Origin of the sequence: Caecibacter sp. AF58-12pH5A (assembly GCF_027681725.1) — a bacterium.
GTDB classification, from domain to species: domain Bacteria; phylum Bacillota; class Negativicutes; order Veillonellales; family Megasphaeraceae; genus Megasphaera; species Megasphaera hominis.
This window is the reverse complement of record NZ_JAQDBC010000003.1, coordinates 57,137-71,911: the sequence shown is the minus strand read 5'-3', so window position 1 is coordinate 71,911 and position 14,775 is coordinate 57,137. Positions and strand designations below refer to the sequence as shown.

General features: G+C 49.4%; 12 protein-coding genes. 8 read left to right on the top strand and 4 right to left on the bottom strand.

Annotated features, from left to right (window positions below):
- Positions 1-18 precede the first annotated feature (18 nt).
- Together PGX44_RS02610 and PGX44_RS02605 are read right to left on the bottom strand one after the other, a co-directional pair.
- Positions 19-1,014, bottom strand: coding sequence for an isocitrate/isopropylmalate dehydrogenase family protein (locus PGX44_RS02610; protein ID WP_498854137.1), 996 nt, complete (start codon positions 1,012-1,014; stop codon positions 19-21).
- 3 nt (positions 1,015-1,017) lie between these two features.
- Positions 1,018-2,358, bottom strand: coding sequence for a citrate synthase (locus PGX44_RS02605; RefSeq protein WP_498854136.1), 1,341 nt, complete (start codon positions 2,356-2,358; stop codon positions 1,018-1,020).
- Between the two features lie 308 nt (positions 2,359-2,666).
- Here PGX44_RS02605 and PGX44_RS02600 point away from each other — a divergent pair, with 308 nt between their 5' ends.
- On the top strand, positions 2,667-4,949 hold the full coding sequence (locus tag PGX44_RS02600) for a hydratase (RefSeq protein WP_498854135.1): 2,283 nt from the start codon (positions 2,667-2,669) through the stop codon (positions 4,947-4,949).
- Here PGX44_RS02600 and PGX44_RS02595 read toward each other — a convergent pair whose 3' ends face one another.
- Positions 4,950-5,792: an AraC family transcriptional regulator gene (locus PGX44_RS02595; RefSeq protein WP_498854134.1), complete on the bottom strand. Its 843-nt coding sequence runs from the start codon at positions 5,790-5,792 to the stop codon at positions 4,950-4,952. It lies immediately after the preceding gene.
- A 150-nt stretch (positions 5,793-5,942) separates the two neighbouring features.
- On the opposite strand from PGX44_RS02595, the gene dapF reads away from it, so the two are divergent.
- Positions 5,943-6,782 (top strand): diaminopimelate epimerase, encoded by an 840-nt coding sequence (gene dapF / locus PGX44_RS02590; RefSeq protein WP_289001007.1) that lies wholly within the window; start codon positions 5,943-5,945, stop codon positions 6,780-6,782.
- A 226-nt stretch (positions 6,783-7,008) separates the two neighbouring features.
- Positions 7,009-8,373: an MATE family efflux transporter gene (locus PGX44_RS02585; protein ID WP_498854133.1), complete on the top strand. Its 1,365-nt coding sequence runs from the start codon at positions 7,009-7,011 to the stop codon at positions 8,371-8,373.
- 45 nt (positions 8,374-8,418) lie between these two features.
- On the opposite strand, the gene PGX44_RS02580 is transcribed toward PGX44_RS02585, so the two are convergent.
- Positions 8,419-9,255, bottom strand: coding sequence for a MurR/RpiR family transcriptional regulator (locus PGX44_RS02580; RefSeq protein ID WP_498854132.1), 837 nt, complete (start codon positions 9,253-9,255; stop codon positions 8,419-8,421).
- A gap of 185 nt (positions 9,256-9,440) precedes the next feature.
- Between PGX44_RS02580 and PGX44_RS02575 the strand changes: the two genes are divergently transcribed.
- Genes PGX44_RS02575 through PGX44_RS02555 form a run of 5 tightly spaced genes read left to right on the top strand, consistent with a single transcriptional unit; the run spans position 9,441 to position 14,707 of the window.
- A complete protein-coding gene (locus PGX44_RS02575) occupies positions 9,441-10,316 on the top strand; it encodes a sugar phosphate isomerase/epimerase family protein (protein WP_498854131.1) in 876 nt (291 codons plus the stop codon).
- A complete protein-coding gene (locus PGX44_RS02570; RefSeq protein WP_498854130.1) occupies positions 10,219-11,238 on the top strand; it encodes an ABC transporter substrate-binding protein in 1,020 nt (339 codons plus the stop codon). Before PGX44_RS02575 ends, PGX44_RS02570 begins: the two co-directional genes overlap by 98 nt.
- A gap of 19 nt (positions 11,239-11,257) precedes the next feature.
- The gene (locus PGX44_RS02565; RefSeq protein ID WP_288201033.1) at positions 11,258-12,991 is read left to right on the top strand and encodes an ABC transporter permease; all 1,734 of its coding nucleotides are present in this window, start codon (positions 11,258-11,260) and stop codon (positions 12,989-12,991) included.
- Positions 12,933-13,979, top strand: coding sequence for an ABC transporter ATP-binding protein (locus tag PGX44_RS02560; RefSeq protein WP_186502514.1), 1,047 nt, complete (start codon positions 12,933-12,935; stop codon positions 13,977-13,979). The genes PGX44_RS02565 and PGX44_RS02560 overlap by 59 nt, the downstream gene beginning before the upstream one ends.
- On the top strand, positions 13,976-14,707 hold the full coding sequence (locus PGX44_RS02555) for a phosphatase (RefSeq protein ID WP_498854129.1): 732 nt from the start codon (positions 13,976-13,978) through the stop codon (positions 14,705-14,707). The genes PGX44_RS02560 and PGX44_RS02555 overlap by 4 nt, the downstream gene beginning before the upstream one ends.
- Positions 14,708-14,775 lie beyond the last annotated feature (68 nt).

Genomic DNA, 14,775 nt, shown 5'->3' with positions numbered 1-14,775 from the left:
TTTTTGTGCGTTTTTTTGTTATAATTTTGCAATAATGGCGTCTTTGTATTCTTCTGTCTTAGCTGTACCGCCTAAGTCCGGAGTCAGGCATTTCTTTTCGGCCAATACGTCATCGACAGCCTTGCGGATGCGCCGGGCTGTTTCATTTTCTCCCAGGTGTTCCAGCATCATGCAGGCGGACCAGAGGAGCGCTGTCGGATTGGCAATGTGCTTGCCGGCAATATCCGGTGCCGAACCGTGGACGGCTTCAAACATGGCATAATCCGTACCGATATTCATGGAAGGCAGCAGGCCCAGGCCGCCGATGAGGCCGCTCGTGAGATCAGAAATGATATCACCGTAAAGGTTGGGCATGACCATGACGTCGAAATTTTCCGGATGCATGACGAGCTGCATACACGTATTATCGACAATTTTGTCGTCGCTTTCAATTTGCGGATACTCCTTGGCAATGTCCCGGAAAATATCGAGGAACATGCCATCGCTCAGTTTCATGATATTGGCCTTATGGACACAGGTTACCTTTTTACGGCCGTGAGCTACGGCATATTCAAAGGCGCTGCGGATGATGCGGCTGCTGGCGTGACGGGTAATGATTTTGATGGAATGCATTTCGTCGTCACTGATTTTTTCTTCTACGCCGGCGTAGAGGTCTTCAGTGTTTTCCCGGAACGTAACCAGATCGACGTTGGGAAAGGGCGTCTTAACGGCTGTATTCGATTTTGCCGGACGGATGTTGGCAAAGAGATCGTATTTTTTGCGCAGCGTTACGTTGAGAGAACGAAAGCCCTTACCAATAGGCGTGGTAATAGGGGATTTCAGCAGGATATGCGTTTTATCGAAAGACTGGAAGGCTGCTTCCGGAATGAGGGCGCCATTGCGTTCGTATTCGGCTTCACCGACGTTAAAAAATTCATACGTCAGCGGTGCCTTCGCGGCGTTCAGGATATCAATTACGGCATCTGTAATTTCCGGGCCAATGCCATCGCCCTTAAAAACTGTAATCGTAGTCATTGGTTATCTGTCCTCCATAGGGATATATTCCAGCAATTCGCCCACATACTTAGCTGCCGGGCGGACAATGCGGTCGTCATATTCTTTATGTTCAATATTATGAGCCAGCCAGCCGACAAAACGGCTGATGACAAAGAGCGGCGTATAGAGATCACGGGGAATCCCCAGGAGCTGATAGGCAAAGCCGCTATAATAGTCCACATTGCTGCACATATGCTTTCCTTTGGCTTGAGATAACGTACGGACAGCTGTTTTTTCAAAACGGCAATAGAAATTGTACAGTTCATCAAGACCTTTTTCCTTGGCTACGACACCACAGAAATGACGCATAATTTCTGCACGGGGATCGGAAAGGGTATATACGGCGTGACCAAAGCCGTAGACGAGGCCGCTGTGGTTCTTGAACTTTTTATGTAAAATTTTATCGATGACATCTTCCATTTGGGCATCAGACGCATGAATACCGATGGCATCGATGATCCGTTCCATCATGATTGATACTTTGACGTTGGCACCGCCGTGACGCGGCCCCTTAAGGGCAGCAACAGAAGCGGCCATAGCCGAATACAGATCCGTATTGGTAGAGGAAACAACCAGGTTGGCAAAGGTAGAGTTGGTACCACCGCCGTGATCCGCGTGGAGGAAGAGCAGTAAATCGAGGAGATGAGCTTCTTCTTCCGTAAATTTTCCATCCAGGCGCAGCATGGAGAGAATATTCTGAGCTGTCGAAAAATCCTTGCGCGGATAATGGATGACCAGACTCTTACGGTCGTAGTAGTGTACCTTTGACATATAGGCATAGACGGCAATGGAAGGCAGCTTGCTCATAATGTTGAGCCCTTTGCGCAAGGTTTGATAGACATCTGTATTATCCGGATCAGGATCGTAATTATACAAGGTAATCAGGGCATGCTGCAGTTTATTCATCAGATTTTTCCCGGGCAGACGCAGGAGGTTCATTTCCAGGAATTCGTCAGGCAGATCATAGCCGCTTTGGAGTACCTTACAGAATGCGTCAAGCTCTTCACGCGTGGGAAGGTAGCCAAAGAGCAGGAGAAAACAGGCTTCTTCATAGAGAAAACCGTGGTATTCTTCCCGTTCAATCAGACTACATACGTCAATACCGCGATAATACAAGACACCATCACAGTCTACTTTGTTGTTGTTTTCGTCCCGTTTGTAGCCGACGACATCAGCAACCCGTGTCAGGCCAACCAGCACGCCGGTGTGGTCTTCATTACGCAGTCCGCGTTTGACGCCAAATTTAGGAAACCATTCGCGGGGAATTTGTGTGTAATTTTGTGATTTGCCAAAGAATTGGGCCAAGTAAATATTTTTGTCCATGAAACTCCTCTCTTTCCGGCAGGTATCTAAAAAAAGTAATTTTTAGATATACGTCTGTTTTTATATTTATACACTCCTGCATTCTCTGTGGATCATTCCCTGAGAGTATAAGTAATTATAGCATAATTAAGGCAAAAGTAAAACAAAAATGAAAAAAATACGGGAACCTGTTATGGCTAGTCAGAATTAGAATAATTATGATATAATATTTACGTAATAGCAGATTTTTTCATAATATGAAAATAATTTACATTTGTTTGAAAAGCAGGCCTTATAGGAAAAAGGCGTAAGAAGGAGGACGTAAACACATGATTACCTTATCCAACGGCGGCGCATACTTGCTGCACGGAACGCAAATTATCCCGGAAAGTGAAGCTGCCAAACTAAAGGAACTGACAGGCCGTGACGTAAGCAAAGAAGAAGGACGTCGCGGTACCATTGCCTATTCTATTTTACAAAAACACAATGTATCTCCTGATATGGAGCACTTACAAATAAAATTTGATGCCATGGCTTCCCATGACATTACCTTTGTCGGTATTATTCAGACCGCACGGGCTTCGGGAATGGAAAAATTCCCCCTGCCCTATGTCCTGACGAACTGTCACAATTCCCTCTGTGCCGTCGGCGGCACGATCAACGAAGACGATCATCTCTTTGGCCTGTCTGCAGCAAAAAAATACGGCGGCATTTATGTACCGCCTCACATTGCCGTTATTCATCAGTATATGCGTGAAAAAATGGCCGGCTGTGGCAAGATGATCCTCGGCTCGGACAGCCATACGCGTTATGGTGCTTTGGGCACCATGGCCATGGGCGAAGGCGGCGGCGAACTGGTAAAACAGCTCCTTTGTGATACGTACGACGTGGCCTATCCCGGTGTCGTCGGCGTGTACCTCACAGGCCGTCCTAATCCCGGTGTAGGTCCTCACGATATTGCCATTGCCATCGTCGGTGCCGTCTTTAAAAATGGCTATGTCAAAAATAAGGTCATGGAATTTGTCGGCCCCGGCGTCGCCTCTATGGGTACGGATTACCGGAACAGCGTCGACGTCATGACGACGGAAACGACGTGTCTGTCATCCATTTGGCGGACCGATGACGATACGAAAGCCTACCTGACCCAGCACGGCCGTCCGGAAGACTATAAAGAATTGAATCCTGCCGACGTTGCTTACTATGATGGCATGGTTACTGTCGATTTGTCGACGATTAAACCTATGATTGCCTTGCCCTTCCATCCGAGCAATGCTTTTGAAATCGATGCATTTAACGAAAATGCCGCTGACATTCTGCGGGATGCAGAAAAACGGGCACAGGAACTCATTGGCAGCCGCGATATTCCCTTTAGCCTGACGGATAAAGTCATTGACGGCAAGCTGCACGTCCAGCAGGGCGTTATTGCCGGTTGTGCCGGCGGCAACTATGTCAACGTCATGGCAGCTGCCCATATCCTGAAAAATGCCAGCTGCGGCAACGATATCTTTACGCTGGACGTCTATCCGTCGAGCCAGCCTGTCAATATGGACCTGGTACGCAAAGGTGCCGTAGCCGACCTCATGGCAGCCGGAGCCGTCGTGAAGACGGCCTTCTGCGGTCCCTGCTTTGGTGCAGGTGATACGCCGGCTAATAATACGCTCAGCATCCGTCATACGACGCGTAACTTCCCGAACCGTGAAGGCAGCAAGCCTGGTCAGGACCAGTTTGCTGCTGTAGCTCTCATGGATGCCCGTTCCATTGCGGCGACTGCTGCCAATGGCGGTGTCCTCACGTCGGCTGAAGCCTACGCCGATGATTATGAAGTACCGGCCTATGACTATGATGACAGCTCATATGCCGTCCGCGTGTACAATGGTTTCGGCAAGGCCGAACCGGAAGCCGATCTCATTTATGGCCCGAACATCAAAGACTGGCCGAAAATGGAAGCTCTGGCTGACGACATTCTCCTCAAGGTCTGCTCGAAAATCATGGACGCCGTTACGACGACAGACGAACTCATTCCCTCCGGTGAAACGAGCTCCTTCCGCTCTAATCCCTTAGGCCTGGCAGAATTTACCTTGTCCCGCCGCGATCCCGAATATGTAGGCCGCTCTAAGGCCGTACGGACGCTGGAAGAAGCCCGTACAGCCGGCCAGTGCCCGGCTCAGGCCGATGCTGCCTTGAAAGATATTTATGCACAAATCCAGGCACATTTCCCCCAGGCGTCAATGAAGACGACGGAAATCGGCAGTATGATTTACTGCACCCGTCCCGGTGATGGCTCAGCCCGTGAACAGGCAGCCAGCTGCCAGCGCGTTCTCGGCGGTCTGGCCAATATTTGCAGCGAATATGCAACCAAACGCTATCGCTCGAATGTCATCAACTGGGGCATGCTGCCTTTCCAGATGAAAGATACGCCGTCCTTTGAAGTAGGCGACTATATCTTTATTCCGTCTATCCGGAACGCCCTCGATGGGGATATGCAGCACATCAAGGCCTACATCGTCGGTAAAGAATGGCAGGAAATAGAACTTTTCATTTCGCCTATGACCGATACGGAAAAGGAAATCGTCAAAGCAGGCTGCCTCATTAACTTTAACCGCAACTGCTGATTATTCGCTGAAATCCAGATCGGCCAGCTCGCTGCCACGCTTGGGAGATAAATCATATTGCTTTTTCCAGGCCCGGTAAAAGGTAGAATAGTTCGTAAAGCCGCAGTCATAGCAGACTGCCGTCAAAGCCCGTCCCTCGGCAATGAGGCGGCGGGCTTTTTGCAGTCGTTTGGCCGTAATGTAATGGCCGAGAGAAAGGCCCGTCTCGCTCTTAAAGAGATGCATGAGGTAATCGGGACTGAGAAAACAATCGCGGGCGATGATAGGAATGGTCAATTTTTGCGTCAAGTGGCTGTCAATATAAGACAGGACGAGCTGGATTTTTTTGTTTTGCCGGCCATCACTGGCACTGCCGATTTTTTTCTCTTGCACCGCCAGGGCCAGGTGAATGAGAAATTCTGAAAAGATAGCTTCCTGGAGAAGTTTGCCCGGTCCGCCTGCATAGGTCCAGGCCTGGCGCAGGCGGCACGACGTACCGTACAGGCTGCCCGTATCCAGGGATTGGCGCAAGACCGTACCGCCAGACTGGGAAAAAATCGGTGTCAGGGAACAGCCTTTGTCTGCATAGGCCTGGAGAAAGGCTGGCGATAAGTAGGCAATGATCCGTTCGTAAACCGCATCAGACGTAATGACCGGCCGGTGAATACAGCCGGAAGGAATGACGACAATGTCATAAGGCTGTAGGGCATAGGATACGCCGGCCATATCATAATGGACCTGGCCTTGCAGAAACAGCGTGATTTTATCGAAATCATGATAATGATAGGGGCACGTCCACTGCCGCTGATCGGAAAGATGGAAGAGGCGGAACTCTTCCTTTAAATACCCTGTTTTCGTAGCCAACTGAAGCTCCTCCTTTACCAGAAATAGCAGGATTTGCAATAAGTATAGCATTATTTTCATATATTTGCCATTTTCCGTTATACTATAATGAAGAGGATCAAGACATAGACATTCTATAGTGTAATTTTTATATAAAAGGAGATACGTCCCATGAAATTCGTAAAAATGCACGGCTTAGGCAACGATTTTGTATTTTTGGAAGACAAGAATGGTGCTGATAAAGATTTTTCCCAGCTGGCTGTCAAATTATGTGCACCCCATACGGGTGTCGGCGCCGACGGCATTATCGTCATCGTGCCCAGTGACAAGGCCGATGTGCGTATGCGTATTATAAACGCCGATGGCAGTGAAGCGGAAATGTGCGGCAATGGGATTCGTTGCTTTGCCAAATATGTCTACGACCATGGCATCATTACGAAAGAGGAATTTGCCGTAGAAACCCTGGCGGGCATTATGAAACCGAAGGTAACCGTAGGGGACGACGGCAAGGTCAGCCTGGTTACCATCGACATGGGCACGCCTTTTACAGAACGGGCCCAGATTCCTATGGAAGGTCCGGCTGGTCCCGTCGTAGATGAACCGATCGAAATCGACGGCAAAACCTACAAGATTACGAGTCTCCTCATGGGTGTACCCCATACGATGACCTATGTTAACAATGTAGATGACATCAATCTGCCGGAATTAGGGCCTAAATTTGAAACGTACAAGGCCTTCCCGCGCAAAACCAATATGAACTTTGTTCAGGTCATTGATGATCATACGATCAAAGTCCATACGTGGGAACGCGGTGCCGGTGCAACCCTTGCCTGCGGTACCGGCTCCTGCGCCTGCGCTGTCGGCTCCTTCCTCAACGGCTTTACAGGCCGCAGTGTCGATGTACAGCTGTATTTAGGTACACTGCATATCGAATACGACGAAAAAACCGGCCACGTTTTCATGACCGGTCCGGCTGCCGTTACCTTTACAGGTGAATGGCTGGAAGACTGACAGATCAGATCACATAATCCAGACAAATCAAAGACTGTGCCCTTATGACGATTTTCATGGGAGCGCAGTCTTTTTTTATCAGAAAAATACGTTCCTTTTTCGAAAAAAGCGAGTATAATAAATACGCTTTTAGAACGTCAGGCCCTCTGGCACCGTATCTGACTAAGGTGGTGGTATTACGGATACGTCTACACAAGAAGAAAAAGAAAAGAAAAAAATTAAACATATGCTGGAGTTGCCTGTACGGCATCTTATTACGTCCCTGGCAATTCTCTCCATTATCAGTATGCTCTGTACGAGCTTTTATAATATGGCTGATACCTTTTTTGTCAGTAAAATCGATACGGCAGCGACGGCTGCTGTAGGTGTTACCTTTGCCAGCATGGCCATCATGCAGGCCCTGGCCTTTTTCTTCGGCATGGGCTCAGGCAATGCCGTGTCCCGCCTGCTCGGTGCAGGAAAGCGGGACGCGGCCCATGGCATGATTTCGACGAGTTTCTTTTATGCCTTTTGCTGTGGCCTCGTCGTTGCCTTAGGCGGTAATTTTTTTGTTTCTGATATTGCCGTGCTTACAGGCTCGACACCGACCATTTTACCCTATGCTATTCAATATTTAAGTGTCATTCTTTGGGGGGCACCTGTCATGATGTGCTCTCTGTTGATGAACAACCACCTCCGCTTTCAGGGCAGTTCGTCCTTAGGTATGATCGGGATTATGGCCGGTGGCTTTCTCAACGTTCTTCTCGACCCGCTTTTTATCTTTTATTTTCATCAGGGTGTAGCCGGCGCCGCCTATGCGACGGTACTCAGTCAGATCGTGAGCTTTTGTATTCTCTTCTGTATGACCCGCCGGGGTGGCAACATTCCCTTCCGTCTGCGTGATGTGCATCCGTCGTGGCCGGTCTTTAAGGAAATTGTTGCCGGCGGTGCGCCGTCCCTGACCCGCCAGGGTACGACGAGCGTCGCTACGATTTGTCTCAATGTAGCTGCCGGTGCCTACGGTGATGCGGCCATTGCCGCTATGTCCATTGTGACCAGACTGAGTTTTTTCGCCGCCGCCGTCATCATCGGTTTTGGCCAGGGCTTTCAGCCTGTGTGCGGCTTTAGCTATGGCGCCCGGAAATTTTCCCGCCTGCGCCAGGGCTTTTCCTTTGCCGTGACCTTTGGCACGACCTTTGCCTGCGTCGTTTCCGTCGTTGCGTTTCTCTTTGCCAGCTCCATTATTGCCCTTTTCCGCGATGATCCGGCGGTTATTTCCATTGGTATCTGGGCCTTGCGCTGTCAATGTGTGACCTTTCCTTTTACAGCCCTGGTCGTCATTACCAATATGACGCTTCAAACGACGCGTCATACCTTAGGCGCCATGGTAGTCGCTGCCGGCCGGAGCGGCATTTTTCTCATTCCGGCACTCCTCCTGCTGCCGTATTTCTTTGGCCTGGCCGGTCTGGTGTGGTGCCAGTCTCTATCAGATATCTTGGCCTTTATCCTGGCCTTTTTCCTGATTCGTCTCTTCTTTAAGGAAATTCCCAAAACCGACATGGTTTTACAAAAGACCGTAACGGAACCACAACTGGCGGCAGGCAGAAAATAACATTGTATAAAAATAACGATCTGGTTTTAACCAGGTCGTTATTTTTTATCTCTTAATGAAGGTTTCGTAGGTCTTTCGCAATTCTTCCAAATAGCGGCTGTTAGAAACGCTGTCAGTGTCCATACTGGTCAGGCAGAGAATGAGAATATCCAAGAGCAGCATGGGAATCGTCATGGAATGGTATTCATTGGGCTCACCGCGATAGGTATAGAAGACAAAATCGGCTTTGTCTTCTTCGGTGAATAAGAGGAGATCTGTAAAGACCAAGGCCGGGCAGGAAATGCTTCGGCAGTGACGCAGCAATACCTTGACTTCATTGATAATGTGGGAATAGCTGAAAATCAACAGGACGTCCCGGGCTGTGAGGGAGACAAGATATTCATACAGCTCTGAACCTGTTTTGATAAGAATCATTTCCAAACCCAGGCGGCGCAGCCTGTATTGCAAAATATAAAATAATCCCAGCGATGCATCCGGCGCGAGAACGTAAATCCGACGGGCTTGTTGCATGAGATGCGCTGCTTTTTCCAATTTCTGTGGCTCTAAGTGTTCCCAGGTCCGTTTGATACCCTGCTTTTGCCGTTCCAGGACATCTTCTTCAGAAATGCCTGTACACTGGATTTGTTTTACTGCCGAGGCCATGCGGGAAGACGGTGTTGCCTGTTCCAAATCATGGAGCCGCTGCTTTAAATCGTTTAAATTGCGGACGTCAATTTTTCCCCAAAAACGAGACACCGTAGCCGGACTGATTTGCAGCGTATGCACGAAATCACGGACGGTCAAATAGGGAAGCTGATCCTTATTGCGCAACAGGTATTCCATGATTTTATGGTCTGACCGGGAAAACAGATCCTTGTGCTGTTCGTACAATTCTTGTAGCATACACATCCTCCTTGCCATGATGTACCTTTCTTTCCCGTCTATTGTACAGGATATAGTTACAAAAATGCAATAATTATTTCAATATTTTGTTCAATGAAATAATTTTATTCATTCTTTACAGAAATCCTGTAAGGCTTTTACAAAGACATGGGTATAATAGCGTAGCAAGGAGAAGGAGGCATCCTATGAAGGACATGTTTGTTGCGTCTACGTTGTTTTGGCAGACATCCTTGCAGGATATGACAAGACAAATAAAGACGGATGGTCTGACCGGCCTGGAAATGTGGGCCCAGCAATTTTTTTACCAAAATTATGATATAGAAGAGTATAAAGCATTGGCTGAAGCTTACGGCTTACGCACACTCGTGCACAGCTGCAGCTGGGATCTGAATCTGGCTTCGATTAATGAAAGTATCCGCCAGGCTTCGGTAGGGCAGGTCATTGCGTCCCTGCAGCTGGCAAAGGCTATTGGTGCAGAAGAAGTGACCGTTCACCCGGGGCATCTGACCTTGGCCGGCATTACGGATAGAAGCTGTGAAATCCTGCACCGCTCCCTGGAGGAAATCAGCATGGCTGCTGCTTCTATGTCGCTGGCCGTATCACTGGAAATCATGGAGAAAATCAAGAGGGAATTCGTTACGACGGCTGCAGCTATGCAAGCAGTAACGGGAGAACTCTTTCCGAAATTTTCGTATACCGTCGATATTGCCCACTGCGACAGCCTGTCTGAAGCGCGGCAGCTATTGACCTTCATGCCCGGTGTTTCCAAAATCCATATCAGCAACCGCCGCGGCGCCGTATACCATACGCCCTTAGGGGAAGGTGATTACGACTTGAGCGCTTTTTGGCCGTGGCTGCAGAAAAGAAATCTCCCCTTCGTCATAGAAGGCTATGACGACAGCCGGGAGTGTACTATATACCACAAAAATCTTGTATTCTTACATTCTAAGGAGGATTCTTGCGATGAAAAGCTGGAAAAAGAAAGTCGTAGTAGCGGTAATGATGGGTGTTACCATGATGGGTCTGGCAGGCTGTTCCGGAACCGGCTCGGAAACGAGTAAAAATGAAAATACAGGGTCTCTTGTCCTGTATACGTCACAGCCTGAAGCAGATGCACAAAAGCTCGTTGACGGCTTCCACAAGCAGCATCCGGAAGTAAAAGTCGATGTGTTCCGCTCCGGTACAGAAGAAGTCATCAGTAAAGTACTGGCAGAAAAACAGGCTGGCGCCGTACAGGCCGATGTCCTGCTCGTAGCAGACAGTGTTACTTTTGAAAACCTGAAGCAAAAGGATTTACTCGAATCCTATGAATCGCCGGAGCTGCAAGGTATTCCTGCTACCTTTATCGATAAAGATCATATGTATACAGGTACGAAAGTCATTACGACAGGGATCATGTACAATACGACGCGGACCAAAGAAATTCCGACGAGCTTTGCCGACCTTACAAAACCGGCCTATAAAGGGGAATTGATTATGCCGAGCCCGCTCTATTCCGGTGCGGCTGCCTATAATGTAGGCGTCATGACCCGTATTCCTTCCTTAGGCTGGGAGTATTTCCAGGCCTTGAAACAGAACGATGTCAAAGTAGATAAAGGCAATGGTGCCATTCAGAAAGCCGTCGTCGCCGGAGAAAAAGCCTGCGGGATCATCGTCGACTACATGGCAAACCGTTCGAAGAAAGAGGGCGCACCGGTAGAATTCGTCTATCCGGCTGAAGGCTCCCCGGTTATTACCGAACCGATTGGCCTCGTCAAGGGCGCAAAGAATAAGAAAGCTGCCCAGGCCTTCATCGATTATGTCCTTTCGGCAGACGGCCAGAGACTGGCAGCCAGCATTGGCTATACACCGATTAAAGAAGGCGTAGAAGCGCCGGCCGGCTTAAAGAGCATTGCTGATATTAAAGTAATGGATGTCAATATTTCTGAGCTCTTTAAAAACCGCGAAGCTGATAAGAGCAAATTCACAAGTATTTTTCAGTAACTAAGAAAGGAAGGCAAGGATGGACATACTGCGCAAGGGGTGGCAAAAAAGCAAAACCAGCCTCTTTTATGCCGCGATCTTTATGATCTTCGTAGCCCCTATTATCCGCTTGCTGGTCATGAGCCTCAAAGGCCCCGATGGCTACAGCCTGCAGAATTATTACATCCTGTTGCAGGATGCGCGGACTCTGGAGGCCATCGTCAATACGGTGATCATAGCCCTGGGCTCGACCGTAATCGCTGCTGTCGTCGGCGTACTCATGGCTCTGGCTGTAGCCTATACCAATTTACGGCATAAGCGGCTCATGGAAATGATGGTACTCATGCCGTTCATCATTCCCTCGTACATTATTACGCTTTCGTGGAGCGGCCTTTTGACAAAACGGGGACTGGTTAACCAGTTCCTGGAAAGTCATGGCCTGGCTGCTATCGATATGTACACGACGGGCGGTATTCTTTTGGTCATCGGTATTTGCAACATACCCATTGTGTATTTGAGTGTCGTTCATATGCTGCGTAAAATACCTCTCGATATGGAATGGGCTTCCCGGGCCTGCGGCTTCACCATTTGGCAGACCCTGTGGAAGATTGATTTAAAAGAAGCACTGCCAGCCATTATGAGCGGTTCCCTCCTGGCCTTTCTCTCAGCGATTGATAACTTTTCTGTACCAGCTTTTTTGGGTATTTCTTCCGGTATTCCCGTACTCAGTACGTATATCTATGAAAAGGCCATCAGCTTTGGCCCTGATTCGTTCCCCCTGGCAGCATCTTTGTCGGTTATCCTGTCGGTCATTGCCATTACGGGTACCCTCATTGAAGCGCTGGTCATCCGCAAGGGCGGTGCTATGGAAAGTATTAAGGATGATTATGCTGTACGTATTTACCTGCAAAAGGGGCGGCGCCGTCTGCTGGAATGGGGCTTGTTCCTCCTGTGGGGCCTGATTAATTTAGTCCCCTTGGCGGCTATGATTTCCAGTGCCTTCTTGAAAAATTATGGCCTGGCCATGACCCGTGCCAATCTGTCGCTGCAGCATTTTTCCTTTGTCTTTACCAATACAGGCGTCCTTTCGGCCATTCGCAACAGTATTCTCCTGGCCGTGATCACCTGTGTAATCTGTATCCTGGTGGGCACAGCCATGGCCTATTTGAAAGTACGCCGTAACAGCCGGGCCGTAGCACTGGCTGAAAAGTGTGCATCCCTGACCTATGCCATTCCGGGTATCGTCCTGGCCCTGGCTATGATTTTCCATTGGACAGAGCCCTTGCCAGGTGTAAAACCGGGCATTTATGGTACGATCAATATCCTTATCATTGCCTACATTACACGCTATCTGATCTTACAGATCAAGGGCAGTACGACGGCACTCCTCTCGGTCAACCCGGAACTGGAAGAAGCCGTCCGCGTTTCCGGCCGTAGCAAGTGGACGTTGTGGCGGACGGTCATGATTCCCCTCTTGACCAGACCGGTCCTTTCCAGTGCCTTTCTGATTTTTGTTTCCGCTCTGACGGAATTAACCTTGTCTTCCATGCTGGCCAGTGCCGGTACGAAGACCATTGGCCTGACGATCTTTAATTTCCAGCAGGCCGGTGATTACAGTCTTTCGGCAGCTATGTCGACGGTCATTGTCATCCTGATCCTGGCTGGTTACAGCCTGGTTCACTTTAAAGCCTCTGAACGAAAGGAGAAAAAGGAACATGAGTTTGTATCTGGAACACGTAAGTCAGCAGTTCGGACAGACGCCGGCCCTTCGTGATATTACCTTAGAAATCAAAAAAGGCGAATTCATTGCTATTCTGGGGCCATCCGGCTGCGGTAAGACGACGCTTTTGCGGGCCATTGGCGGCTTTATTAAGCCGACCGAGGGGACGATCCGCCTGGATGAAACAATCTATTCAGATGGGCATACCATGGTGCCTGTAGAAGCACGTGATCTGGGGATGGTGTTTCAGTCCTTTGCCCTTTGGCCGCACATGACCGTAGAAGAGCATGTCCGCTTTCCTATGGAAAGCAAACGGCAAAAGCACTTGTCGGCAGAAGAAAAAAGAAGAGCCGTTGAACAGGCCATTGCCAATATGGGCCTCCTGCCCTATGCCAAGCGTCTGCCCGGTGAATTATCCGGCGGTCAGCGCCAGCGCGTAGCCTTGGCCCGGGCCATCGTAGGCAAGCCGTCTATCCTGCTCATGGATGAACCCTTGAGCGCCTTAGATGCGGAATTAAAGATCAGTATGCGCCGGGAAATTCAGGACATTCATAGCCAGACCGGGGCGACCATCATTTACGTTACCCACGATCAGAGCGAAGCCCTGGCTATGGCCGACCGTATTATCGTGATGAAAAATGGCGCTATTGAACAAATCGGTACGCCGCAGGAAATTTATGCCTCGCCGCGGACAGAATTCGTTGCTTCCTTTGTCAGCAAATGCAACATGGTACAGGGCAAGTGGCGTGACCATCAGTTTCATGTAGCCGGTTCGACCTTGGTCTATGAAGATCAGGCTATTGCGCCGGTCTTTAAAGAAAAAGGGATTTATCCCGTACGGCCGGAACAGTTCCGCCTGAGCCGTACCGGCCAGGGGCTGGCTGCGACGGTTACAAACCGCCAGTATAACGGCCGGGAAATCCAATATTCCCTGCGTTGTGCCAACGGCTGGTTTACCGTATATACCGGTTGTGAAGCCATGTTCCAGCCGGGGGAAGAGGTCCGCATGATTCTTAAGGATCAGGAAGGGGCAGGCCGATGAAAAAATTATTGTTTGACTTGCATACGCATACCCTGGTCAGCGGCCATGCCTTCAGTACGTTGAAGGAAAATATCGAAGCGGCGAGGGACCGGGGCCTATGGGCTATGGGCACATCGGATCACAGCAGCTCCATGCCGGGCGCACCGGACCCCATCTTCTTTGGAAATTATAAGGCTGTACCGGATGAACTGTTTGGCGTTCGCATCTTTACCGGTATGGAAGCCAATATCAGCGATTATGACGGACACCTCGATATGGACGACGCAACCCTGAAAAAGATGGACTATGTCATTGCCAGTCTGCACGTACCCTGCATTGATGCGGGTACGCGGGCTGAAAATACAGACGCACTCATCGGTGCCATGCAAAATCCCTGCGTAAAGATCATCGGTCATCCTGATGACGACCGTTATCCACTGGATTACCCCCGCTTGGTTCAGGCCGCCGCGAAAGCCAAGATAGCCCTGGAAGTGAACAGCAGCTCTACGTCGCCCAGGACGGGCCGGCGCAATGCTGATAAAAACATTCCTACCTTTCTGGCCCTCTGCCAGGACTATGGTGTGCCGGTTATCGTCGGCAGTGATGCCCACATTTTTTCGGCTGTCGGCGATTTTGCCACAGCTGAAGCTATGCTGACGCGGTGTAACTTCCCGGAAAAGCTTATCCTCAACACAAGCCGTGATGGCTTGCACTATGTCTTGAATGAAACGCAGCGCCAGCTCTGGTAAAATATATCCACAAAATTGTGCAAGGACTGTGACCAACGGTTGCAGTCCTTTGTGGTATACTGGGGATA